Source organism: Streptococcus sp. k-628, assembly GCF_013277475.1.
Taxonomy (GTDB): domain Bacteria; phylum Bacillota; class Bacilli; order Lactobacillales; family Streptococcaceae; genus Streptococcus.
The window spans coordinates 1-22,748 of sequence record NZ_VMMZ01000001.1 but is presented as its reverse complement, the minus strand read 5'-3'; the positions used below and the strand labels follow the sequence as shown (position 1 = coordinate 22,748).

General features: G+C 42.7%; 24 protein-coding genes and 1 riboswitch. Of the genes, 19 read left to right on the top strand and 5 right to left on the bottom strand.

Translation table 11 applies throughout. The annotated features are described in order from the left end of the window. Nucleotides 1–114: 114 nt before the first annotated feature. Complete coding sequence (gene lepB / locus HT730_RS00120; protein ID WP_101506910.1) at nt 115–729, bottom strand: signal peptidase I; 615 nt, start codon at nt 727–729, stop codon at nt 115–117. 3 nt (nt 730–732) lie between these two features. After that, nucleotides 733–1,614: a ribonuclease HIII gene (gene rnhC, locus HT730_RS00115; RefSeq protein ID WP_173306443.1), complete on the bottom strand. Its 882-nt coding sequence runs from the start codon at nt 1,612–1,614 to the stop codon at nt 733–735. Between the two features lie 86 nt (nt 1,615–1,700). Here rnhC and zapA point away from each other — a divergent pair, with 86 nt between their 5' ends. The 6 genes from zapA (at nt 1,701) to HT730_RS00085 (ending at nt 8,426) form a co-directional block, all read left to right on the top strand. Continuing rightward, nucleotides 1,701–2,003 carry a cell division protein ZapA gene (gene zapA, locus HT730_RS00110; protein WP_000002019.1) on the top strand — a complete coding sequence of 101 codons (303 nt, stop codon included), beginning with the start codon at nt 1,701–1,703 and terminating at the stop codon, nt 2,001–2,003. Next, a complete protein-coding gene (locus HT730_RS00105) occupies nt 2,000–2,548 on the top strand; it encodes a CvpA family protein (protein WP_173306442.1) in 549 nt (182 codons plus the stop codon). Before zapA ends, HT730_RS00105 begins: the two co-directional genes overlap by 4 nt. A 103-nt stretch (nt 2,549–2,651) precedes the next feature. Continuing rightward, nucleotides 2,652–4,988 (top strand): endonuclease MutS2, encoded by a 2,337-nt coding sequence (locus HT730_RS00100; protein ID WP_173306441.1) that lies wholly within the window; start codon nt 2,652–2,654, stop codon nt 4,986–4,988. Nucleotides 4,989–5,151: 163 nt separating this feature from the next. Beyond that, a riboswitch (glycine riboswitch) is annotated at nt 5,152–5,240 on the top strand. A 90-nt stretch (nt 5,241–5,330) separates the two neighbouring features. Next, complete coding sequence (locus HT730_RS00095; protein WP_173306440.1) at nt 5,331–6,653, top strand: sodium:alanine symporter family protein; 1,323 nt, start codon at nt 5,331–5,333, stop codon at nt 6,651–6,653. 216 nt (nt 6,654–6,869) lie between these two features. Next, nucleotides 6,870–7,418 (top strand): carboxymuconolactone decarboxylase family protein, encoded by a 549-nt coding sequence (locus tag HT730_RS00090; RefSeq protein WP_173306439.1) that lies wholly within the window; start codon nt 6,870–6,872, stop codon nt 7,416–7,418. 108 nt (nt 7,419–7,526) lie between these two features. Continuing rightward, nucleotides 7,527–8,426: a TDT family transporter gene (locus tag HT730_RS00085; RefSeq protein WP_173306438.1), complete on the top strand. Its 900-nt coding sequence runs from the start codon at nt 7,527–7,529 to the stop codon at nt 8,424–8,426. 24 nt (nt 8,427–8,450) lie between these two features. Here HT730_RS00085 and serS read toward each other — a convergent pair whose 3' ends face one another. From serS to HT730_RS00070, 3 genes are all read right to left on the bottom strand, one after another. Beyond that, nucleotides 8,451–9,725, bottom strand: a complete 1,275-nt coding sequence (gene serS, locus HT730_RS00080) for a serine--tRNA ligase (RefSeq protein WP_173306437.1) — start codon at nt 9,723–9,725, stop codon at nt 8,451–8,453. A 213-nt stretch (nt 9,726–9,938) separates the two neighbouring features. Beyond that, entirely contained in the window at nt 9,939–10,310 is a 372-nt protein-coding gene (locus HT730_RS00075; RefSeq protein ID WP_125458100.1) for a DUF956 family protein, read from the bottom strand. Between the two features lie 2 nt (nt 10,311–10,312). After that, complete coding sequence (locus tag HT730_RS00070) at nt 10,313–11,677, bottom strand: aspartate kinase (protein ID WP_173306436.1); 1,365 nt, start codon at nt 11,675–11,677, stop codon at nt 10,313–10,315. Between the two features lie 209 nt (nt 11,678–11,886). Here HT730_RS00070 and HT730_RS00065 point away from each other — a divergent pair, with 209 nt between their 5' ends. The 13 genes from HT730_RS00065 (at nt 11,887) to HT730_RS00005 (ending at nt 22,446) form a co-directional block, all read left to right on the top strand. Further along, nucleotides 11,887–12,672: an enoyl-CoA hydratase gene (locus HT730_RS00065; RefSeq protein ID WP_173306435.1), complete on the top strand. Its 786-nt coding sequence runs from the start codon at nt 11,887–11,889 to the stop codon at nt 12,670–12,672. A gap of 92 nt (nt 12,673–12,764) precedes the next feature. After that, on the top strand, nt 12,765–13,199 hold the full coding sequence (locus tag HT730_RS00060; protein ID WP_000386355.1) for a MarR family transcriptional regulator: 435 nt from the start codon (nt 12,765–12,767) through the stop codon (nt 13,197–13,199). Beyond that, nucleotides 13,199–14,173, top strand: a complete 975-nt coding sequence (locus HT730_RS00055; RefSeq protein ID WP_173306434.1) for a beta-ketoacyl-ACP synthase III — start codon at nt 13,199–13,201, stop codon at nt 14,171–14,173. Before HT730_RS00060 ends, HT730_RS00055 begins: the two co-directional genes overlap by 1 nt. A gap of 58 nt (nt 14,174–14,231) precedes the next feature. Next, nucleotides 14,232–14,456 (top strand): acyl carrier protein, encoded by a 225-nt coding sequence (locus HT730_RS00050; RefSeq protein WP_000257838.1) that lies wholly within the window; start codon nt 14,232–14,234, stop codon nt 14,454–14,456. Nucleotides 14,457–14,573: 117 nt separating this feature from the next. Then, complete coding sequence (fabK, locus tag HT730_RS00045; protein WP_049511594.1) at nt 14,574–15,548, top strand: enoyl-[acyl-carrier-protein] reductase FabK; 975 nt, start codon at nt 14,574–14,576, stop codon at nt 15,546–15,548. After that, nucleotides 15,541–16,464, top strand: a complete 924-nt coding sequence (gene fabD, locus HT730_RS00040) for an ACP S-malonyltransferase (RefSeq protein ID WP_173306433.1) — start codon at nt 15,541–15,543, stop codon at nt 16,462–16,464. The genes fabK and fabD overlap by 8 nt, the downstream gene beginning before the upstream one ends. Before the next feature lie 40 nt (nt 16,465–16,504). Beyond that, the gene (gene fabG, locus HT730_RS00035; RefSeq protein WP_173306432.1) at nt 16,505–17,236 is read left to right on the top strand and encodes a 3-oxoacyl-[acyl-carrier-protein] reductase; all 732 of its coding nucleotides are present in this window, start codon (nt 16,505–16,507) and stop codon (nt 17,234–17,236) included. 21 nt (nt 17,237–17,257) lie between these two features. Then, nucleotides 17,258–18,493: a beta-ketoacyl-ACP synthase II gene (gene fabF / locus HT730_RS00030; protein ID WP_173306431.1), complete on the top strand. Its 1,236-nt coding sequence runs from the start codon at nt 17,258–17,260 to the stop codon at nt 18,491–18,493. Between the two features lie 2 nt (nt 18,494–18,495). Further along, nucleotides 18,496–18,981 (top strand): acetyl-CoA carboxylase biotin carboxyl carrier protein, encoded by a 486-nt coding sequence (gene accB / locus HT730_RS00025; protein ID WP_173306430.1) that lies wholly within the window; start codon nt 18,496–18,498, stop codon nt 18,979–18,981. Beyond that, nucleotides 18,978–19,400, top strand: coding sequence for a 3-hydroxyacyl-ACP dehydratase FabZ (gene fabZ / locus HT730_RS00020; RefSeq protein WP_000565515.1), 423 nt, complete (start codon nt 18,978–18,980; stop codon nt 19,398–19,400). The genes accB and fabZ overlap by 4 nt, the downstream gene beginning before the upstream one ends. 11 nt (nt 19,401–19,411) lie before the next feature. Beyond that, entirely contained in the window at nt 19,412–20,779 is a 1,368-nt protein-coding gene (locus HT730_RS00015; RefSeq protein WP_173306429.1) for an acetyl-CoA carboxylase biotin carboxylase subunit, read from the top strand. A 36-nt stretch (nt 20,780–20,815) separates the two neighbouring features. Then, on the top strand, nt 20,816–21,682 hold the full coding sequence (gene accD, locus HT730_RS00010; RefSeq protein WP_173306428.1) for an acetyl-CoA carboxylase, carboxyltransferase subunit beta: 867 nt from the start codon (nt 20,816–20,818) through the stop codon (nt 21,680–21,682). After that, entirely contained in the window at nt 21,679–22,446 is a 768-nt protein-coding gene (locus tag HT730_RS00005; protein WP_173306427.1) for an acetyl-CoA carboxylase carboxyl transferase subunit alpha, read from the top strand. Before accD ends, HT730_RS00005 begins: the two co-directional genes overlap by 4 nt. Nucleotides 22,447–22,748 lie beyond the last annotated feature (302 nt).

Sequence of the window (22,748 nt, the reverse complement as noted above, 5' to 3'; positions counted from 1 at the left end):
GATTTTCATTGAGTATAACTTTGTTTCTATCTTAATCAAACTGGATAGTGAATAATCATATTCTCACGATAGAAGAAGAGGCTGAGATTGGTGACTCTCGGCCTCTTAGGTCTCTTAAAATGTTCCGATACGGGTGATTGGCCAGAAGCGGAATTTAGCTTCCCCTGTAATATCTTTTGCTTTAAAGGTACCTACATGGCGGCTGTCGCTCGAAACCAAGCGGTCATCTCCGAGGAGAAGGTATTCTCCTTCTGGAACAGTAAAGCTAAAATTGGTATTGTAGTTGACATCAACTGTGAAGGCTTGAGCTTTTTGAGCGATACTTCTAAAGAAAGTTCCTTTATTTCCTTCAAATCCCTTGCCTGAGTAAGTGCTTTGGAGTTTATCATCCTTGAAACGTTTGATGTAGTCAGCTAGGTAAGGCTCATCCGTCTCTTTATCATTGATGTAAAGTTTATCGTTCTCGTAACGGATGGTGTCACCAGGCATTCCGATGACACGCTTGACGATGTCCTTATTTCCATCTTCTTCATGGGCCACCACGATATCAAAACGGTCAATAGGGAGGTGTTTGACAACAAAGAGAATTTCGCCATCCGCTAGGGTAGGATCCATAGAATGCCCTTCTACGCGGACATTACTCCAAAAAAAGATACGACTTAAAGCTAGTAATGACAGAATCAGGAGGAACAATCCCCACTCTTTTAGGAAACTTTTAAATGAATTCATAACTTACCTTTCTAAGCGTTTTTTCGCTTTTTCAGTATTTTTAAAGTGCAGTTTGGCGCAGAAGTTGAGTCCCTGCATACCATAGGCTTGTAAAATCTGGCTAGCTACCTTATCAGAAGCCGTTCCAGCCCCACTTGGGAGTTGATAACCCAGTTCTCGTCCCAGATTTTCAAGATTTTCCAGAAAGAGATCACGCGCAATGATAGAAGAAACTGCGACAGCCAAGTATTTGCCCTCAGCCTTTTCTTCTAAGTTGATAGGATTGCTGAAACGATTGGCCTCTTGTGCCAAGTACTTGTCATAATTTTTAGCACTGGTAAAGGCATCAATCACAATTTTCTCAGGCTGAACACCTTTTTGAAGGAGGAGATAGATGGCCTGATTATGGAGGGCCACCTTAACCGAAACAGCGTTGTAGCGGTCTCCGATGACCTCGTTGTACTTGCTGGGTGAGAGAAGGAGTGCCTGGTGCTGGATTTTTTCCTTGAGAATAGGAGCAATCTGACGAATCTTTTGGTCGGTCAGAGTTTTAGAATCTCCCACACCGAGATTTCGCAAGAAGTCATGCTGGTCAGGTGTGACAAAGGAAGCCACAACTGCAAGCCCACCAAAGTAGGAACCATTTCCCACCTCATCTGTCCCAATTAAAGGAAGATTTTGTCCGCTGGTTTCCTCTACCATTTGATAGCCAAAGAAACTAGCGTATTTCTCAGCTCCTTCACCCTGAAGCAAGACCTTTCCAGAAGTATAGATAGAAGCCGTTGCTTGAGGCAGTCTCAAAAAGTAGCGGATATAGGGATTCTTACTGGGAGCCAGACTGGTTTGATAGTGTTCAAGAAAAGCCTGAATCTCCTTTTCACTTGGTGTGAGTGTTATACTTGCCATAGTTTCTATTGTACCACAAAAGCAGGCAAATTTGTAAAAACTGACAAAATTAGCGAATTTTGGTATAATATCGTGAGGTGAATTTTATGGCAAATCTAAATCGATTCAAATTTACATTCGGGAAAAAATCATTAACCTTGACAAGCGAACATGACAATCTCTTTATGGAGGAAATCGCCAAGGTTGCGACAGAAAAATACCAAGCAATTAAAGAACAAATGCCTAGTGCAGACGATGAAACAATCGCTCTTTTGTTGGCAGTCAACTGTTTATCAACTCAGCTCAGCCGTGAGATTGAATTTGATGATAAGGAGCAAGAATTAGAAGAACTCCGTCACAAGCTTGTGACTTGCAAGCAAGAACAGAGCAAGATTGAGGATTCCCTATGATTTCACTCTTTCTTCTACTGGTCTTGGCTTGGGGATTTTATATCGGCTATCGGAGAGGACTGCTCTTACAGGTTTATTACCTGATTTCAGCACTGGCATCGGCTTTTGTGGCTGGCCAGTTTTACAAGGGGCTTGGAGAGCAATTCCATTTATTGCTCCCTTATGCAAATCCACAGGAAGGTCAGGGGACTTTCTTTTTCCCATCGGATCAACTCTTTCAGTTAGATAAGGTCTTTTATGCAGGTATCGGCTACTTGCTTGTATTTGGGATTGTCTATAGCATCGGTCGTTTACTTGGTCTCTTGTTACACTTGATTCCTAGTAAAAAACTGGGTGGCAAGTTGTTCCAAGTTTCAGCAGGTATCTTGTCCATGTTGGTGACCTTATTTGTCTTGCAAATGGCCTTGACAATCTTGGCGACTATCCCCATGTCAGTTATACAAAATCCTCTTGAAAAGAGTATTGTCGCAAAACACATCATCCAGAGCATACCAGTAACAACCAGTTGGCTCAAACAAATCTGGGTGACAAATTTAATCGGATAAAAAGGGCAGGAATTTTCCTAGCCCTTTGTTTACAGATTTGACTCGAATCTATCAGAATGTAAAAAGCTACCACACCTAAACATTCAAAGACAAGGAAATAAAGATGAACAAGAAAATATTAGAGACATTAGAGTTCAATAAGGTTAAGGCCTTGTTTGAAGCCCATTTGTTGACCGAGCAGGGCTTGGAGCAATTGAGACAGCTAGCTCCGACTGCCAAAGCGGATAAAATCAAACAGGCTTTTGCTGAGATGAAGGAAATGCAGGCTCTTTTCGTTGAGCAACCGCATTTTACCATTCTCGCAACTAAGGAAATTGCAGGAGTCTGCAAGCGGTTGGAGATGGGAGCAGACCTCAATATTGAGGAGTTCCTACTCTTGAAGCGCGTGCTTCTGTCTAGCCGAGAGCTGCAAAGTTTTTATGCCAATCTGGAAAATGTCAGCTTGGAAGAATTAGCCCTTTGGTTTGAGAAATTACATGATTTTCCGCAATTACAAGGAAATCTCCAAGCCTTTAATGATGCAGGTTTCATTGAAAATTTTGCCAGTGAAGAATTGGCGCGAATCCGTCGAAAAATCCATGATAGCGAGAGTCGGGTACGCGATGTCTTGCAAGACTTGCTCAAGCAAAAAGCACAGATGTTGACAGAAGGGATTGTTGCCAGTAGAAATGGCCGTCAGGTTTTACCAGTCAAAAACACCTACCGCAATAAGATTGCAGGTGTTGTTCATGATATTTCTGCTAGTGGAAACACCGTCTATATCGAACCTCGTGAGGTGGTCAAACTGAGCGAAGAAATTGCCAGTTTGCGAGCAGATGAGCGCTATGAAATGCTTCGAATTCTCCAAGAAATTTCTGAGCGTGTCCGCCCTCATGCGGCTGAGATTGCCAATGATGCTTGGATTATCGGCCATCTGGACTTGATTCGTGCCAAGGTCCGATTTATCCAAGAAAGGCAAGCAGTCGTTCCTCAGCTATCAGAAAATCAAGAGATTCAACTGCTCCATGTCTGCCATCCTCTGGTCAAAAATGCCGTCGCAAATGATGTCCATTTTGGTCAAGATTTAACAGCGATTGTCATTACAGGTCCCAATACAGGTGGGAAGACCATCATGCTTAAAACTCTGGGATTGACGCAGGTTATGGCTCAGTCTTGTTTGCCGATTTTAGCAGATAAGGGAAGTCGTGTTGGTATTTTTGAAGAAATTTTTGCTGATATTGGGGATGAGCAATCTATTGAACAGAGCTTGTCTACCTTCTCTAGCCACATGACCAATATTGTGGATATTCTGGGCAAGGTTAACCAACATTCACTCTTACTCTTGGATGAGTTGGGGGCTGGTACAGACCCTCAAGAAGGAGCCGCCCTTGCCATGGCTATTCTGGAGGACCTTCGCCTGCGTCAGGTCAAGACCATGGCGACCACCCACTATCCGGAACTCAAGGCCTACGGTATTGAGACAGCCTTTGTGCAAAATGCCAGCATGGAGTTTGATACTGCAACTCTACGTCCGACCTATCGCTTTATGCAGGGTGTGCCTGGCCGAAGCAATGCCTTTGAGATTGCCAAACGTCTAGGCCTATCTGAAGTTATCGTAGGGGATGCCAGTCAGCAGGTCAATCAGGACAATGATGTCAATCGGATTATTGAGCAACTGGAAGAGCAGACGCTAGAGAGTCGCAAACGTTTGGACAATATCCGTGAGGTGGAGCAAGAAAATCTCAAGATGAATCGTGCTCTCAAAAAACTCTACAACGAGCTCAATCGTGAAAAGGAAACCGAGCTTAATAAGGCGCGTGAACAGGCTGCTGAGATTGTGGACATGGCCCTCAGTGAAAGTGACCAGATTCTCAAAAATCTCCATAGTAAATCTCAACTCAAACCACATGAAATCATTGAAGCCAAGGCCAGGTTGAAAAAATTGGCTCCTGAAAAAGTAGATTTATCTAAAAACAAGGTCCTTCAAAAGGCCAAGAAAAAACGAGCTCCACAGGTGGGAGATGATATCGTGGTTCTCAGTTACGGTCAGCGTGGTACCTTGACTAGTCAACTCAAGGACGGCCGCTGGGAAGCCCAAGTTGGCTTGATCAAGATGACCTTGGAAGAGAAAGAGTTTGACCTTGTTCAAGCTCAGCAAGAAAAACCAGTCAAGAAGAAACAGGTCAATGTTGTGAAACGAACTTCTGGGCGAGGACCTCAAGCTAGACTGGACCTTCGAGGCAAGCGCTATGAAGAAGCCATGAATGAGCTAGATGCCTTTATAGACCAAGCCTTGCTTAATAATATGGCTCAAGTAGATATCATCCATGGTATCGGAACAGGTGTTATCCGTGAAGGTGTCACCAAATATCTACAAAGAAACAAACATGTCAAGAGTTTCGGCTATGCCCCACAAAATGCTGGAGGCAGTGGCGCGACTATTGTGACTTTTAAAGGATAGCAGTATTCTGGACTTTATAAAGTAAAAACTGTTGAACTAATTTTTACTAATAAACACATTGACAAAAGCCAACATTTTTTGTAAAATAAGAATCAATTAAATACCAACACCGAATGAAGTTTAATAGAAGTGGGGGATCGTTTGATTTTCCATGACTGTAAATGGACGGAACTCTGGAGAGACCGTAAAGGCACCGAAGGGGCAAGGCAGGCAACTGCTCAAACTCTCAGGTAAAAGGACAGAGCTAGGATAGACCGCTTTTTAGCATTTATCTAAGCATTCCAGAGTACATGTATCTTGCATGTGCTCTTTCTTTTGGGGTTGAAACGATAGGAGAAGGAAATGTTAGAATTGCTTAAATCAATCGATGCTTTTGCTTGGGGACCGCCCCTCTTGATTTTGTTGGTCGGAACAGGGATTTACCTAACTATTCGGCTAGGACTCTTGCAGGTTTTGCGTCTGCCCAAGGCCTTTCAGCTTATTTTTATCCAGGATAAGGGACATGGTGATGTATCTAGTTTTGCAGCTCTGTGTACAGCCTTGGCATCAACCGTTGGAACAGGGAATATCATAGGGGTTGCGACGGCTATCAAAGTGGGGGGACCAGGAGCCCTCTTTTGGATGTGGATGGCGGCTTTCTTTGGAATGGCTACCAAGTATGCGGAAGGACTCTTGGCCATCAAATACCGCACCAAGGACGACCATGGTGCAGTAGCGGGAGGTCCTATGCATTATATCCTTCTAGGAATGGGAGAAAAGTGGCGATCACTTGCTGTTTTGTTTGCAGTAGCAGGAGTACTGGTTGCTCTCTTGGGAATCGGAACCTTCACCCAAGTCAACTCGATTACAGAATCTATCCAAAATACAACGACGATTTCACCAGCCATCACAGCTCTCGTCTTATCTGTTTTTGTAGCGATTGCAGTCTTTGGCGGACTCAAGTCCATTTCTAAGGTTTCAACAACCGTTGTTCCTTTTATGGCCATCATCTATATTTTGGGAACTCTTACAGTGATTTTCTTTAATATCGGAAAAATCCCTGCCACAATCGCTTTAGTCTTTACCTCAGCTTTTAGTCCTGTTGCTGCGGTAGGTGGATTTGCCGGTGCTAGCGTTCGGATGGCTATTCAAAATGGTGTGGCGCGTGGTGTCTTCTCAAACGAATCTGGTCTGGGTTCTGCTCCCATTGCAGCGGCTGCGGCTAAGACAAACGAACCAGTAGAGCAAGGTTTGATTTCCATGACAGGGACTTTTATTGACACCCTCATTATCTGTACTCTGACTGGTTTAACCATCTTGGTAACTGGTGTTTGGAGTGGTGACTTGAATGGAGTGGCTTTGACTCAGTCAGCCTTCTCAACAGTCTTTTCACACTTTGGACCTGCCCTCTTGACCATCTTCCTTGTACTCTTTGCCTTTACAACGATTTTAGGTTGGAACTACTATGGAGAACGCTGTTTTGAGTTTCTCTTTGGGGTTCGCTTTATCTGGCTCTACCGTGTGGTTTTTGTACTCATGGTCTTGCTGGGAGGATTTATCGAGTTGGATATGGTCTGGATTATCGCAGATATCGTTAACGCCTTGATGGCTCTGCCAAACTTGATTGCCCTCTTAGTCTTGTCACCAGTCGTTATTGCTGAGACTAAAAAGTATTTTAATAAATAATGGAATCACACATGGCGTGTGATTTTTTTGCCTATAAATGATTTTTATCAAGCTGATATATAATATATATTATGCAAGTGATTGAAAGTGTGATAAACTAATACTCAATGAAAATCTTATGAGAAAATAAACCTTTGTCTTAGATAAACTTAGGAATCAGGATTTTATAAGATTTTCCAATAATATTAGTGCCAATAACAAGAAAAGAGGTATCTTATGACAACATTTACAATCCATACAGTAGAATCAGCACCAGCAGAAGTGAAAGAAATTCTTGAAACAGTAGAAAAAGACAACAATGGCTATATCCCCAACCTAATCGGTCTCTTGGCTAATGCCCCGACTGCTTTAGAAGCCTACCGAACCGTCGGAGCCATCAACCGTCGCAACAGCCTGACACCCGTTGAGCGTGAAGTGGTGCAAATCACGGCAGCCGTGACAAATGGTTGTGCCTTCTGCGTCGCAGGTCATACAGCCTTTTCCATCAAACAAATTCAGATGAATGATGACTTGATTCAAGCTCTTCGCAATCGTACTCCAATTGAAACAGATCCTAAATTGGACACTCTGGCTAAGTTTACCTTAGCAGTTATCAATACCAAGGGTCGTGTAGGAGATGAAGCCTTGGCTGAGTTTTTAGAAGCTGGCTACACTCAACAAAATGCCTTGGATGTGGTTCTTGGTGTCAGCCTAGCAAGCCTCTGTAACTATGCCAACAATCTAGCTAATACACCAATTAATCCAGAATTGCAACCTTATGCTTAATTCATATTTGAGTAAAATGAAGTCTGAAATAATCGGACTTCGTTTTTTAGAATCTCATTCCAGTCTTTTTATGCTATACTAAAGATAATATCATTATTGGAGGTTAGGATGAAAAAACTCCCCTTAGTATTTTCAGGTTGTTTGCTAGGTTTAGCAGGAGCTGGAAATCTTATTTTAGATACGTTACCGGTTCTGTCCCATCTGTTGAGTCTGACAGGTTTGATTTTGTGGATTTACTTTCTGCTTCTGCATCTTTTTAGTTGGAAAGAAACCAAGCAAGAATTGACCAAGTCCCCTCTTTTGTCAGGAATGGCGACCTTTCCCATGGCTGGGATGATTTTATCTACCTATGTTTTTCGCGTCTTCCCTCATCTTCCTTTGGTAGCGCAAGGGCTCTGGTGGTTTTCATTTCTCTTAGATTTGGCCTTGATTGCTGGTTTCACCATCAAGTTTGCCTGTCCAGGTCGGAGGGTTCATGCGACTCCAAGCTGGACGGTTCTCTATGTGGGGATAGCAGTGGCTGCCTTGACCTATCCTCTGGTAGGTATCATCGAAATCGCCTATGCAACCTTGAGTTTTGGTTTTCTCTTAACCTTCTATCTCTACCCACTTATTTATAGTGATTTAAAGAAACATCCACTCCCACTAGCCTTGCTTGGGCAAGAAGGAATCTATTGTGCTCCTTTCTCTCTACTCTTGGCTTCTCTGGTTCGAGTTGGAGGAGCCAGCCTACCGACTTGGCTCTTAATCGTCATGATTTTGGCTTCCCAATCCTTCTTTTTCTTTGTTTTGACTCGCCTGCCCAATATTTTAAAACAAGGTTTTCAACCAGCCTTCTCAGCCCTCACCTTCCCGACTATTATCACAGCTACTTCGCTCAAGATGGCTCAGGGACTCATGAAACTTCCATTTCTGGATTATTTGGTACTGGCTGAAACCGCTATTTGCTTAATTATTTTAGTCTTTGTATTAGGCGCTTATCTGATTTGGTTACGAAAAAAGGTCTAGCTAGAAATAGCTAAACCTTATTTTTTATGGTTTGATAACTTCAGCTCCACCCATGTATGGACGAAGTGCTTCTGGGATGGTCACAGAACCATCTGCATTTTGGTAGTTTTCAAGAATAGCAGCCACCGTACGTCCAACTGCAAGTCCAGAACCGTTCAAGGTATGAAGGAGTTTCACCTTGCCATCAGCTTCATCACGGTAACGGATTTGGGCGCGACGGGCTTGGAAATCTTCTGTGTTTGAACAGCTTGAGATTTCACGGTAAGTATTTTGGGCTGGAATCCACACTTCCAAGTCGTAAGTCTTGGCAGCTGAGAAGCCCATATCTCCAGTAGAGAGCGCAACGACACGGTATGGAAGGTTGAGTTTTTGAAGAATGTTTTCAGCGTTGGCTGTCATTTTTTCCAATTCTTCGTAAGATTCTTCTGGCTTGGCAAATTTGACCATTTCAACCTTGTGGAATTGGTGCAAACGAATCAAGCCACGAGTATCACGACCGGCAGAACCAGCCTCAGAACGGAATGATGGACTCATAGCAGTGAAGTAGATTGGAAGATCTTTACCGTCAAGGATTTCATCACGGTAGTAGTTTGTCAGAGGAACTTCAGCTGTAGGAATAAGGACGTAATTGCTGTTGCTCAATTCAAAAGTATCTTCCTTGAATTTTGGATATTGACCAGTCCCAAACATAGAGTCGTGGTTAACCATGTATGGTGTGATGACTTCCGTATAGCCTTCCTTGCCATGCTCATCCAACATAAAGTTGTAGATAGCACGTTCCAAACGAGCACCGAGGCCTTTATAGAAGAGGAAGCGAGCACCTGTTACCTTACCACCGCGTTCCCAGTCAAGAATACCAAGGTCTTCACCAAGATCCCAGTGAGCTTTAGGTTCGAAGTCAAACTCGCGTGGAGTACCCCAACGGCGAACTTCCACATTGTCGTCTTCGTCAGCCCCAACAGGAACGCTGTCAGCAGGGATGTTTGGAAGAGTCGTTGTAAATTCTGTCAATTTAGCATCGATTTCTGCCAATTCAGCATCCAAGGCTTTAACCTCAGCAGATAGAGTTTGCATGGCAGCAATCTTGTCATCTGCATTTTCCTTGTTGCGTTTGGCTTGGGCAATTTCAGCAGAAACTGTGTTTCGTTCTGCTTTGAGAGTTTCAACCTTGACCAAGATGTCACGACGTTTAGCATCGATTTCTTTCATCTCATTCAAGACAGCAGCATCTACACCACGTGTAGCCAATTTTTCTGCGACAGCATCAAAGTCTGTACGAATACGTTTGATATCTAACATAAGAACTCCTTTGTGAAAAAAGCACACCTGATAAAGCGTTGGAGTGGCAGGGCCACGGTTCCATCCAACTTCACAGGTGTGCACTTGATTGTGTATGTAATTGTTACTAACGGTAGAATTTCACCTATCCCTCCTATCTGCTCGCAGCACCCGCAGACTTTCTGAAAGAAGAAGATAACCTACTTATCCGTTGCTATGATTATACTAAAGTTTCTACTTTTTTGCAAATAGATTTTTAAATTTTTGGCTAATTGTCTGAATCAAGGTAGGAAGTTTGACGACCTTGTCATTGCCCAGTTTTTCACGAGCAATTTTGAGGATGGCACCTGAGTCTTTTGAAGCAAAGAGGAATTTTCCTCGATCTGTGAAGACTTCGAAGTGGCGACTAATTCTGCGACCAGTGACATTGGCTCCAATTTGGTTGATATGGCTCCAAGGAATCTGGATAAATTGTTCGACATTGACATCTGGGTAAAATTCCAGAGCCTGATCTCCGACCAGGAATTTCCCAACTTTCCCAGCTATAGAGAGATAGGAAGTTCCTGTCGTATTGAGAAGCACTGTTTTGTTAAGAGATTGGGCCATGATTAATCTTCCTTGTTTTCACCGAAAAAGGCATTGTAGAGGGCTTTAATAGCTGCTTTCTCTTGGTTTTTATTGACAACAAACATGATAGAAACTTCACTAGAACCTTGAGACATCATCTGGATGTTGATCTTGTTTTCAGATAGAGCGCGTGTTGCAGTAGCAGTTACTCCAATATGACTCTTCATCTTTTCACCAACAATCATAATGATAGAAAGGTCGTGTTCGATTTCTGCATGATCTACTTCAGCCTTTTGAACCAACTGACGAAGGATTTCTTCTTCCTTGATAGGAGTTAGTTCGCGAGAACGGAGAATGATAGAAAGATCGTCGATACCTGTTGGCATATGTTCCCAACCGATGTTAAGATCTTCAAGGATTTGTAGAACCTTGCGTCCAAATCCAACTTCACGGTTCATGAGGTATTTCGACATATTAATGCTGACAAAGCCGGAGTCACCAGCAATTCCTACTACTGGGAATTCATCACTACTGTGTTTTAGAACGATACGAGTACCTGGGTGGTCAGGGTTGTTGGTATTCTTGATAACGAGAGGGATTTTTCCACGGTAGGCAGGAAGAAGAGCTTCGTCGTGAAGGACTGAGAATCCTGCATAGGCCAATTCACGCATTTCACGGTAGGTTAACTCAGGAATCGAGTGTGGTTGGTGGATAATACCAGGGTGGGCTGCAAAGATACCATCAACGTCCGTAAAGTTTTCATAGAGGTCAGCCTTAACACCGGCGGCAATGATAGAACCTGTAATATCAGAACCTCCACGTGAGAAGGTACAGATTTGATTTTCCTTGGTAACCCCAAAGAAACCAGGAATGACAAGAACTTCATTTGTATTTGTCAATTCTTCAATCTTGTCATAACTTGATGGAATAATGCGAGCGTGACCAGGCTCACTTGTGACCACAATACCAGCTTCTCTAGGGTGCACATAGCGTGCATCAATACCATTTTGGTTAAAGTAGGCAGCGATCAATTTAGCATTGTTGTTTTCACCCGCTGCTAGGAAGGTATCATAGAGAAATTCATTTTCTTCAATAGGAAGAGTAGCCAAGGCACGAATGCTTTTAGAAATTTTTTCTAGCACAGCTGGTTTAAGACCTAGTTCACTAACCATAGCAGCATAGCGGTCGATAATCCAGTTTTGACTCTTGCTAATATCGTTACCAGCAACATAGTCGCGATAGTATTTAATCAAGGCATCCGTAACCTTAGTATCTTCAGCATTGCGTTTCCCAGGTGCAGAAACGACTACAAAACGGCGCTCTGAATCGCTTTTAACGATGTTTAAAACTTTTTCTAATTGACCAGCAGAGGCAAGAGAACTACCTCCAAATTTAACAACTTTCATAAGAACTCCTAAAGTAAGTATTTTATACGATTATAGCAGAAAGAAAGGCTTTTTTCAATGAAGAAAATAAGATGCTTTCTAGCCTAAAGCGATCCTTTCCAATCGGCTGAGACACTTTCAGTCGATTTTTTCTTGCTTTCGAGTTTTAAAAAAGATATACTTTGATAATAAAATGATTTAAACTGCTTATAAAATAAAAAGGAGTCCAGATGGAACACATTATTTATCAGCTTGAAGAGGACTTGGCAATCCTTACCTTGAACCGTCCTGAGGTCGCAAATGGTTTTCATATTCCCATGTGTGAGGAGATTTTAGAAGCCCTGACTTTGGCAGAAGAGGATCCGGCTGTGCATTTTATCTTAATCAACGCGAATGGCAAAGTCTTTTCAGTTGGGGGAGATTTGGTAGAGATGAAGCGGGCAGTGGATGAGGATGATATTCCATCATTGACAAAAATCGCAGAGTTGGTCAATACGATTTCCTATAAAATCAAGCAAATAGCCAAACCTATTTTAATGGAAGTTGACGGTGCTGTTGCAGGTGCCGCAGCCAATATGGCTGTTGCGGCAGATTTCTGTCTTGCAACGGATAAGGCTAAGTTTATCCAAGCCTTTGTTGGCGTCGGCTTGGCTCCAGATGCAGGAGGAATTCATCTCTTGAGCCGCAGTATCGGTGTGACGCGTGCTGCCCAACTAGCTATGACAGGTGAGGCTTTGAACGCAGAAAAAGCTCTGGAGTGGGGGCTAGTTTACCGTATTTCTGAAGCTGATAAGTTAGAAAAAACCAGAGAACAGCTTCTTAAAAAATTAAGACGTGGCTCAGCTAATTCCTATGCAGCCATTAAGAAGTTGGTTTGGGAGAGCCAATTTAAAGACTGGCAGGATTACGCTACTTTAGAACTGAACCTACAGGAATCCTTAGCTCAAACAGAGGATTTCAAAGAAGGAGTGCGAGCCCATTCTGAGAGAAGACGGCCTAAATTTACAGGAAAATAAAAAAATACTTGCATCATTCTTTGAACTTTGATATAATTCTTTTGTCAAATGTTTTGATTCTAAAAGTTTTTTGAAAAGGAGGGAAGGAAAGATTGGACTACCAACGAATTAATGAATATTTAACGTCTATATTTAACAATGTCCTCGTTATTGAGGAAGTGAGCTTGAGGGGTAGTCGTTTCAAGGATATCTCCATCAAAGAAATGCATACGATTGATGTGATTGGAAAAGTTCCAGATGTGACACCAAGTCAAGTGTCAAAAGAGTTGATGGTGACTCTTGGGACAGTTACAACTAGTTTGAATAATCTCGAACGCAAGGGTTACATTGAACGCATTCGTTCAGAACATGATCGACGTGTGGTACATCTGCATTTGACAAAGAAAGGTCGCTTGGTTCATAGGCTACATAAACGCTTCCACAAGGCCATGGTTGAAAAAATCATTGATGGTATGAGTAAGCAAGAAATTGAGGTTATGAGCAAAGGTTTGACTAATCTTTATCAATTTTTGGAGGATTTGAGATAATGGCTTTTGCAAAAATAAGCCAGGTTGCTCATTATGTGCCAGAGCAAGTGGTTACAAATCATGATTTGGCTCAGATTATGGATACCAATGATGAGTGGATTTCAAGTCGGACGGGAATACGTCAAAGACATATTTCAAGAACAGAATCTACTAGTGATTTAGCTACAGAGGTTGCTAAGAAACTGATGGCAAAAGCTGAAATCACAGGAGAGGAGTTGGATTTTATCATCCTAGCTACTATTACTCCAGATTCGATGATGCCCTCTACAGCTGCTCGTGTCCAAGCCAATATTGGTGCTAATAAGGCCTTTGCTTTTGACCTAACAGCGGCTTGCAGTGGATTTGTATTTGCTCTTTCAACTGCTGAAAAGTTTATCGCTTCTGGTCGCTTTCAAAAAGGCTTGGTGATTGGTAGTGAGACCCTCTCTAAAGCAGTCGATTGGTCAGACCGATCAACAGCTGTTTTGTTTGGAGATGGTGCTGGTGGAGTCTTGCTAGAAGCTAGCGAGAAAGAGCATTTTTGGGCTGAGAGTCTCAATAGTGATGGGAATCGTAGCGAGTGTCTAACTTATGGACATTCAGGCCTACATTCTCCATTTTCAGATCAAGAAAATGCAGATTCATTTTTGAAGATGGATGGACGCGCAGTCTTTGATTTTGCTATTCGGGATGTAGCCAAGTCTATTAACCAGACTATTGAAGAATCTCCTGTAGAGGCGACAGACTTGGATTATCTGCTACTTCATCAGGCTAATGACCGTATTTTGGATAAGATGGCTAGAAAAATCGGTGTCGACCGAGCTAAACTTCCAGCCAATATGATGGAATATGGGAACACCAGTGCAGCAAGTATCCCGATTTTACTTTCAGAGTGTGTAGAACAAGGACTTATCCCTTTAGATGGTAGTCAGACTGTTCTGCTATCAGGCTTCGGTGGAGGCTTGACATGGGGCACGCTCATTCTTACAATTTAGGTAATCATGTGGTGAACACATTGTTATAAAAAACTATTTATTTTAAAGGAGTCCTATCATGGCAGTATTTGAAAAAGTACAAGAAATTATCGTTGAAGAACTTGGAAAAGACGCATCAGAAGTAACACTTGAATCAACTTTTGATGATTTGGATGCAGATTCATTGGACTTGTTCCAAGTAATCTCAGAAATCGAAGATGCTTTTGATATCCAAATCGAAGCAGAAGATGACTTGAAAACAGTTGGTGACTTGGTTGCCTATGTTGAAGAGCAAACAAAATAAGCAGAATATAAGATAGAAGGAGTAGGGAAACCCGCTCCCTCTTGTTTAGGCAATAGTTTGATTGTCAAATTATGACAGTATCGAACTATTACGTAAGCAAGAAACGATGGAGGCACTATGAAAACGCGTATTACAGAATTATTGAATATTGATTATCCTATTTTCCAAGGAGGAATGGCCTGGGTCGCTGATGGTGACTTGGCAGGAGCTGTTTCTAAGGCTGGAGGACTAGGGATTATCGGTGGGGGGAATGCCCCGAAAGAAGTCGTCAAGGCAAATATTGATAAGATCAAATCATTGACTGATAAACCCTTTGGTGTCAACATCATGCTCTTGTCTCCCTTTGTGGAAGATATTGTAGACCTCGTTATCGAGGAAGGTGTTAAGGTAGTGACAACAGGTGCAGGAAATCCTGGTAAATACATGGAACGTTTCCATGAAGCAGGGATTACAGTTATTCCTGTTGTACCAAGCGTTGCCCTAGCTAAACGAATGGAAAAAATTGGTGCGGACGCTGTTATCGCAGAAGGAATGGAAGCTGGGGGGCATATCGGTAAATTAACAACCATGACCTTGGTGCGTCAAGTGGCGGCAACTGTATCTATTCCTGTTATTGCTGCAGGAGGGATTGCGGATGGTGAAGGTGCTGCGGCTGGCTTTATGCTAGGTGCAGAGGCTGTTCAGGTTGGAACGCGTTTTGTCGTTGCCAAAGAGTCTAATGCCCATCCAAATTACAAGGCCAAGATTTTAAAAGCTAGAGATATTGATACTACGATTTCAGCTCAACACTTTGGCCATGCTGTTCGTGCGATTAAAAATCAGTTGACTCGTGATTTTGAAAAAGCTGAGAAAGATGCCTTTAAACAAGAAAATCCAGATTTGGAAATTTTTGAACAAATGGGAGCAGGCGCTCTAGCCAAAGCGGTTGTTCACGGAGATGTGGATGGAGGCTCTGTCATGGCAGGTCAAATTGCAGGGCTTGTTTCCAAAGAAGAAACCGTTGAAGAAATCCTAAAAGATTTGTATTACGGAGCAGCTAAGAAAATTCAAGAAGAAGCCTCTCGTTGGGCAGGAGTTGTAAGAAATGACTAAAACAGCCTTTTTATTTGCTGGTCAAGGTGCCCAGTATCTAGGTATGGGACGGGAACTCTATAATCAGTATCCGATTGTCAAAGAAACGATTGATCAAGCGAGTCAGGTACTCGGTTATGATTTGCGTTATCTTATTGATAGGGAAGAAGAAAAACTCAATCAGACCCGCTATACGCAACCAGCTATTTTAGCAACTTCAGTTGCTATCTATCGTTTATTGCAAGAAAAGGGCTATCAACCTGATATGGTTGCTGGTTTGTCTCTTGGAGAATACTCTGCCTTGGTGGCCAGCGGCGCCTTGGATTTTGAAGAAGCAGTTGCCTTAGTTGCTAAGCGTGGAGCCTATATGGAAGAAGCAGCTCCTGCTGGTTCTGGCAAGATGGTGGCAGTTCTCAATACACCAGTAGAGGTCATTGAAGAAGCCTGTCAAAAAGCTTCTGAACTTGGAGTGGTTACCCCAGCTAACTATAATACACCTGCACAAATCGTGATTGGTGGAGAAGTAGTTGCAGTTGATCGAGCTGTTGAACTCTTGCAGGAAGCAGGTGCTAAACGCTTGATTCCTCTTAAGGTTTCAGGACCTTTTCATACTGCTCTCCTTGAGCCTGCTAGCCAGAAACTAGCTGAAACACTAGCTCAGGTAAGTTTTTCAGATTTTACTTGTCCCCTAGTCGGCAATACAGAAGCTGCAGTTATGAAAAAAGAAGACATCGCTCAACTCTTGACGCGTCAGGTCAAGGAACCAGTTCGTTTTTATGGAAGTATTGCAGTTATGCAAGAAGCAGGCTTAACCAACTTTATCGAGATTGGACCGGGGAAAGTCTTGTCAGGCTTTGTTAAAAAAATTGATAAGACGGCTAAACTAGCCACTGTTGAAGATCAGGCGAGCTTGGAAGCCTTGCTAGAAAACAAGTAATCCCTTCTCCCATAAATACAAGAGGAAACAGGAGAAAAGAATGCAACTAAAAAATAAAAATATCTTTATTACAGGTTCGAGTCGTGGGATTGGTCTTGCCATCGCCCACAAGTTTGCTCAAGCAGGAGCCAACATTGTCTTAAACAGCCGTGGGGCAATTTCAGAGGACTTGCTAGCCGAGTTTGCAGACTATGGTGTCAAGGTAGTTCCCATTTCAGGAGACGTGTCGGTTTTTGCAGACGCTAAGCGTATGGTTGAGCAAGCTATTGCAGAGCTGGGTTCAGTAGATGTTTTGGTCAACAATGCAGGGATTACCCAAGATACCCTTATGCTCAAGATGACAGAAGCAGATTTTGAAAAAGTGCTCAAGGTTAACTTGACTGGCGCTTTTAACATGACACAATCAGTCTTGAAACCGATGATGAAAGCCAGAGAAGGTGCTATCATCAATATGTCTAGTGTTGTTGGTTTGATGGGAAATATTGGCCAAGCTAACTATGCTGCTTCTAAGGCTGGTTTGATTGGTTTTACCAAGTCTGTGGCGCGTGAAGTGGCCAATCGCAATATCAGGGTTAATGCTATCGCACCTGGAATGATTGAGTCCGATATGACAGCGGTTCTATCAGACAAGGTAAAAGATGCCATGCTGGCGCAAATTCCTATGAAAGAATTTGGGCAGGCAGAGCAGGTTGCAGATTTGACAGTATTTTTAGCAGGCCAAGATTATCTAACTGGTCAAGTAGTTGCCATTGATGGTGGCTTAAGTATGTAGCAGAAGCTAGAGGTAAAAAAGATGAAACTAAATCGCGTAGTAGTAACAGGTTATGGAGTAACATCTCCAATCGGAAATACACCAGAAGAATTTTGGAATAGTTTGACAACTGGAAAAATCGGAATTGGTAAAATAACAAAATTTGATCATAGTGACTTTGATGTGCATAATGCGGCAGAAATCCAAGATTTTCCATTTGATAAATACTTTGTAAAGAAAGATACCAATCGTTTTGATAACTACTCTTTATATGCCTTGTATGCGGCTCAAGAAGCTGTTAATCATGCCAATTTGGATGTAGAGGCTCTTGATAAAGATCGTTTTGGTGTTATTGTGGCCTCTGGTATTGGTGGAATTAAGGAAATTGAAGATCAAGTGCTTCGTCTCAACGAAAAAGGACCAAAACGTGTGAAACCATTGACCCTTCCAAAGGCTTTACCAAATATGGCTTCAGGAAATGTTGCTATGCGTTTTGGAGCAAACGGTGTTTGTAAATCCATCAATACTGCCTGCGCTTCATCAAATGATGCGATTGGGGATGCCTTCCGCTCAATTAAATTTGGTTTCCAAGATGTTATGTTAGTAGGTGGTTCAGAAGCCTCTATCACACCTTTTGCTATTGCTGGTTTCCAAGCCTTGACAGCTCTCTCTACTACAGAGGACCCAACTCGTGCTTCCATTCCATTTGATAAGGACCGCAATGGGTTTGTTATGGGTGAAGGTTCAGGGATGTTGGTTCTTGAAAGTCTTGAACACGCTGAAAAACGTGGGGCAACCATCCTTGCTGAAGTAGTTGGTTACGGAAATACTTGTGATGCCTACCATATGACTTCTCCTCATCCAGAAGGTCAGGGAGCTATCAAGGCCATCAAACTAGCCTTGGAAGAAGCTGAGATTTCTCCAGAGCAAGTAGCCTATGTCAATGCTCACGGAACGTCAACTCCTGCTAATGAAAAAGGAGAAAGTGGTGCGATCGTAGCTGTTCTTGGTAAGGAAGTACCTGTATCATCAACCAAGTCTTTCACAGGACATTTGCTGGGGGCTGCAGGCGCGGTAGAAGCTATCGTCACAATCGAAGCCATGCGTCATAACTTTGTACCAATGACAGCTGGAACAAGTGAAGTATCAGATTATATCGAAGCCAATGTCGTTTATGGACAAGGCTTGGAGCAAGAAATTCCATACGCTATTTCAAATACTTTTGGTTTTGGTGGCCACAATGCAGTTCTTGCTTTCAAACGTTGGGAGAATAAATAACTATGAATTTAAACGATATTAAAGACTTGATGGCCCAATTTGACCAGTCAAGTTTGAGAGAATTTTCTTATAAAAATGGGACGGATGAGTTGCAGTTTAGCAAGAATGAAGCGAGACCTGTACCTGAAGTTGCAGCTCAAGTCGCTCCAGCACCCGTTCTAGCAACACCGAGTCCAGTAGCTCCTACATCTGCTCCAGCAGAGACTGTAGTAGAAGAAACTTCGGCTCCAGCTGAAGCAAGTGTAGTTGCTGAGGGAGATCTTGTAGAGAGCCCACTTGTTGGGGTGGCTTACTTGGCTGCTGGTCCTGATAAACCTGCCTTCGTTACAGTTGGTGATAGTGTCAAAAAAGGTCAAACATTGGTCATCATCGAAGCCATGAAAGTTATGAATGAAATTCCTGCACCTAAGGATGGTGTGGTAACAGAGATTCTCGTTTCAAATGAAGAAATGGTTGAGTTTGGTAAAGGATTGGTACGTATCAAATGATCGATATTCAAGGAATCAAAGAAGCCCTTCCCCACCGTTATCCTATGCTCCTAGTAGACCGTGTCTTGGAAGTGAGCGAGGACACTATTGTTGCCATCAAAAATGTGACCATCAATGAGCCTTTCTTTAACGGCCACTTTCCTCAATACCCAGTTATGCCAGGTGTTCTAATTATGGAAGCCTTGGCGCAAACTGCTGGTGTGTTGGAGTTATCAAAACCTGAAAATAAAGGAAAACTGGTCTTTTACGCTGGTATGGATAAGGTTAAATTTAAGAAGCAAGTTGTACCAGGCGACCAATTGGTTATGACAGCGACTTTTGTAAAACGTCGTGGCACAATCGCTGTGGTTGAAGCAAAGGCTGAAGTGGATGGCAAGCTTGCAGCCAGTGGTACCCTTACTTTTGCAATTGGGAACTAAGGAGGTTCTCCATGTTTCGAAAAATTTTAATTGCCAATCGTGGTGAAATTGCGGTTCGTATTATCCGTGCAGCGCGTGAATTGGGGATTACAACGGTGGCGGTTTATTCAACTGCTGATAAGGAAGCCCTTCATACGCTTTTGGCAGATGAAGCAGTTTGTATTGGTCCTGGTAAGGCAACTGAGTCTTATCTCAACATCAATGCGGTTCTATCAGCTGCAGTCTTGACTGAGGCAGAAGCCATTCACCCTGGTTTTGGATTTCTCAGTGAAAATTCCAAATTTGCAACCATGTGTGAAGAAGTTGGTATCAAGTTTATCGGTCCATCTGGTCATGTCATGGATATGATGGGGGATAAAATCAATGCGCGTGCTCAGATGATCAAAGCTGGTGTACCTGTCATTCCAGGTTCGGATGGAGAAGTGCATAACTCTGAGGAAGCTTTGATTATTGCTGAAAAAATTGGCTATCCTGTTATGCTCAAGGCTTCAGCAGGTGGTGGTGGTAAAGGGATTCGTAAGGTTGAAAAACCAGAAGACCTCGTTTCAGCCTTTGAAACTGCCTCTAGTGAAGCCAAGGCAAATTATGGCAATGGTGCCATGTACATAGAACGGGTCATCTATCCAGCTCGTCACATCGAGGTTCAAATCCTAGGAGACGAACACGGAAATGTGATTCATTTAGGTGAACGGGATTGTTCTCTTCAACGAAATAACCAAAAGGTTTTGGAAGAAAGTCCTTCGATTGCAATCGGAAAAACACTGCGCCATGAAATTGGTGCTGCGGCTGTTCGAGCGGCAGAGTCTGTTGGCTATGAGAATGCAGGGACCATTGAGTTTCTTCTTGATGAAGCCAGTGGCAATTTCTATTTCATGGAAATGAATACTCGTGTACAAGTAGAACATCCAGTAACAGAATTTGTTTCAGGTGTGGATATCGTTAAAGAACAGATTCGCATTGCGGCAGGTCAACCTTTGTCTGTTAAGCAAGAAGATATTGTCCTACGCGGTCATGCCATCGAGTGTCGTATCAATGCAGAAAATCCAGCCTTCAACTTTGCTCCAAGTCCAGGTAAGATCACCAATCTCTATCTTCCAAGTGGAGGAGTTGGCTTGCGCGTGGATTCAGCAGTTTATCCAGGTTATACCATTCCGCCTTATTATGATAGTATGATTGCTAAAATCATCGTTCACGGCGAAAATCGTTTTGATGCCTTGATGAAAATGCAACGTGCCCTTTATGAATTAGAGATTGAAGGAGTGCAGACCAATGCAGATTTCCAGCTTGACCTCATTTCAGATCGCAATGTCATTGCTGGAGATTATGATACTTCCTTCTTAATGGAAACCTTCTTACCTAAATATCAAGAAAAAGAATAAAATGACTTCAAGAGTTTAAACCGAAAAGGGGAATCAATGGCTCTATTTAGTAAAAAAGATAAGTATATTCGAATCAATCCCAATCGTTCGGTTAGGGAAAAACCTCAAGCTAAGCCAGAGGTTCCAGATGAATTATTCTCCCAGTGTCCAGGCTGTAAGCATACCATTTATCAGAAGGATCTGGGAAGTGAGCGTATCTGTCCACATTGTAGCTATACCTTTCGTATTTCTGCCCAAGAACGCTTAGCTTTGACGATTGATATGGGAACCTTCAAAGAATTGTTTACAGGGATTGAAAGCAAGGATCCCTTGCATTTCCCTGGTTATCAAAAGAAACTAGCAACTATGCGTGAAAAAACAGGGCTGGATGAAGCCGTTGTGACAGGAACAGCTCTTATAAAAGGTCAGACTGTGGCTCTTGGAATTATGGATTCCAACTTTATCATGGCTTCTATGGGTACGGTTGTAGGTGAAAAAATCACTCGTTTGTTCGAGTATGCGACTGTCGAAAAATTGCCAGTTGTCCTAATCACAGCCTCTGGCGGAGCCCGTATGCAGGAAGGAATCATGAGTCTCATGCAGATGGCCAAGATTTCTGCAGCAGTTAAACGCCATTCAAATGCTGGTCTCTTTTTTCTGACCATTTTGACAGATCCAACGACTGGTGGTGTAACAGCTTCCTTCGCTATGGAAGGCGATATCATTCTGGCTGAACCACAGAGTTTGGTTGGTTTTGCTGGGCGTCGTGTCATTGAAAATACGGTTCGTGAAAGTTTGCCTGAGGATTTCCAAAAGGCGGAATTCCTATTGGAACATGGCTTTGTGGATGCGATTGTCAAAAGAAGAGATTTGCCAGACACTATTGCTAACCTAGTCAAATTGCACGGAGGGAGTCCTAGATGAATATTGCAAAAATAGTCAGAGAAGCGCGTGAGCAGAGTCGTTTGACAAGCTTGGACTTTGCGACAGGCATTTTTGATGAATTTATCCAATTACACGGTGACCGTTCCTTTCGTGATGATGGTGCAGTTGTTGGTGGTATTGGCTGGCTTGGAGATCAAGCTGTAACAGTGGTTGGTATCCAAAAAGGCAAGAGCTTACAAGACAACCTCAAACGGAATTTTGGACAACCGCATCCAGAAGGCTATCGCAAGGCCTTGCGTTTGATGAAACAGGCTGAAAAGTTTGGCCGTCCAGTTGTGACCTTTATCAATACAGCAGGAGCCTATCCTGGTGTGGGAGCGGAAGAACGTGGACAGGGAGAAGCCATTGCTCGCAATCTCATGGAAATGAGTGATCTGAGAGTTCCTATTATTGCTATCATTATCGGTGAAGGTGGTTCAGGTGGGGCTCTGGCTCTAGCCGTTGCGGACCGTGTCTGGATGCTGGAAAATTCTATCTATGCCATTCTCAGTCCAGAAGGTTTTGCTTCTATTCTATGGAAAGATGGCAGTCGTGCTATGGAAGCGGCAGAACTGATGAAAATCACTTCACATGAGTTGTTAGAAATGGATGTGGTGGATAAGGTGATTTCTGAAGCAGGACTTTCTAGCAAAGAATTGATTAAGAATGTCAAAAGAGAACTTCAAGCTGAGCTAGCTAGACTTTCACAAAAACCGCTAGAAGAGTTGTTGGAAGAGCGTTATCAACGATTTAGAAAATACTAATACAAAAACTAGAACTGGCAGTCAGTTCTAGTTTTTATGTGCTTCTTATACTCAATGAAAATCAAAGAGCAAACTAGGAAACTAGCCGCAGGCTGTACTTGAGTACGGCAAGGCGACGTTGACGCGGTTTGAATTTGATTTTCGAAGAGTATTATTCGTAAAAAATCTCAAAAAGCCTACCTTTCAGTAGACTTAGTTTATTTCTATTCTTATCGGCACTCTTCCAAAATTCTGCTCTGCTATACTTGACTTTCCCAGTTGGTAAATCTGGTCTGCCTTTTGAGTCATGACATACCAGGGTT

Coding starts and splice junctions, on each gene's coding strand:
- HT730_RS00050 (WP_000257838.1), top strand. CDS start 14,232: ATGGCAGTATTTGAAAAAGTACAAGAAATTATCGTTGAAGAACTTGGA.
- HT730_RS00095 (WP_173306440.1), top strand. CDS start 5,331: ATGTTAGAATTGCTTAAATCAATCGATGCTTTTGCTTGGGGACCGCCC.
- HT730_RS00065 (WP_173306435.1), top strand. CDS start 11,887: ATGGAACACATTATTTATCAGCTTGAAGAGGACTTGGCAATCCTTACC.
- HT730_RS00105 (WP_173306442.1), top strand. CDS start 2,000: ATGATTTCACTCTTTCTTCTACTGGTCTTGGCTTGGGGATTTTATATC.
- accD (WP_173306428.1), top strand. CDS start 20,816: ATGGCTCTATTTAGTAAAAAAGATAAGTATATTCGAATCAATCCCAAT.
- fabG (WP_173306432.1), top strand. CDS start 16,505: ATGCAACTAAAAAATAAAAATATCTTTATTACAGGTTCGAGTCGTGGG.
- HT730_RS00075 (WP_125458100.1), bottom strand. CDS start 10,310: ATGGCCCAATCTCTTAACAAAACAGTGCTTCTCAATACGACAGGAACT.
- accB (WP_173306430.1), top strand. CDS start 18,496: ATGAATTTAAACGATATTAAAGACTTGATGGCCCAATTTGACCAGTCA.
- lepB (WP_101506910.1), bottom strand. CDS start 729: ATGAATTCATTTAAAAGTTTCCTAAAAGAGTGGGGATTGTTCCTCCTG.
- rnhC (WP_173306443.1), bottom strand. CDS start 1,614: ATGGCAAGTATAACACTCACACCAAGTGAAAAGGAGATTCAGGCTTTT.
- fabF (WP_173306431.1), top strand. CDS start 17,258: ATGAAACTAAATCGCGTAGTAGTAACAGGTTATGGAGTAACATCTCCA.
- HT730_RS00070 (WP_173306436.1), bottom strand. CDS start 11,677: ATGAAAGTTGTTAAATTTGGAGGTAGTTCTCTTGCCTCTGCTGGTCAA.
- serS (WP_173306437.1), bottom strand. CDS start 9,725: ATGTTAGATATCAAACGTATTCGTACAGACTTTGATGCTGTCGCAGAA.
- fabD (WP_173306433.1), top strand. CDS start 15,541: ATGACTAAAACAGCCTTTTTATTTGCTGGTCAAGGTGCCCAGTATCTA.
- HT730_RS00100 (WP_173306441.1), top strand. CDS start 2,652: ATGAACAAGAAAATATTAGAGACATTAGAGTTCAATAAGGTTAAGGCC.
- HT730_RS00015 (WP_173306429.1), top strand. CDS start 19,412: ATGTTTCGAAAAATTTTAATTGCCAATCGTGGTGAAATTGCGGTTCGT.
- HT730_RS00090 (WP_173306439.1), top strand. CDS start 6,870: ATGACAACATTTACAATCCATACAGTAGAATCAGCACCAGCAGAAGTG.
- HT730_RS00055 (WP_173306434.1), top strand. CDS start 13,199: ATGGCTTTTGCAAAAATAAGCCAGGTTGCTCATTATGTGCCAGAGCAA.
- HT730_RS00085 (WP_173306438.1), top strand. CDS start 7,527: ATGAAAAAACTCCCCTTAGTATTTTCAGGTTGTTTGCTAGGTTTAGCA.
- fabK (WP_049511594.1), top strand. CDS start 14,574: ATGAAAACGCGTATTACAGAATTATTGAATATTGATTATCCTATTTTC.
- fabZ (WP_000565515.1), top strand. CDS start 18,978: ATGATCGATATTCAAGGAATCAAAGAAGCCCTTCCCCACCGTTATCCT.
- HT730_RS00005 (WP_173306427.1), top strand. CDS start 21,679: ATGAATATTGCAAAAATAGTCAGAGAAGCGCGTGAGCAGAGTCGTTTG.
- zapA (WP_000002019.1), top strand. CDS start 1,701: ATGGCAAATCTAAATCGATTCAAATTTACATTCGGGAAAAAATCATTA.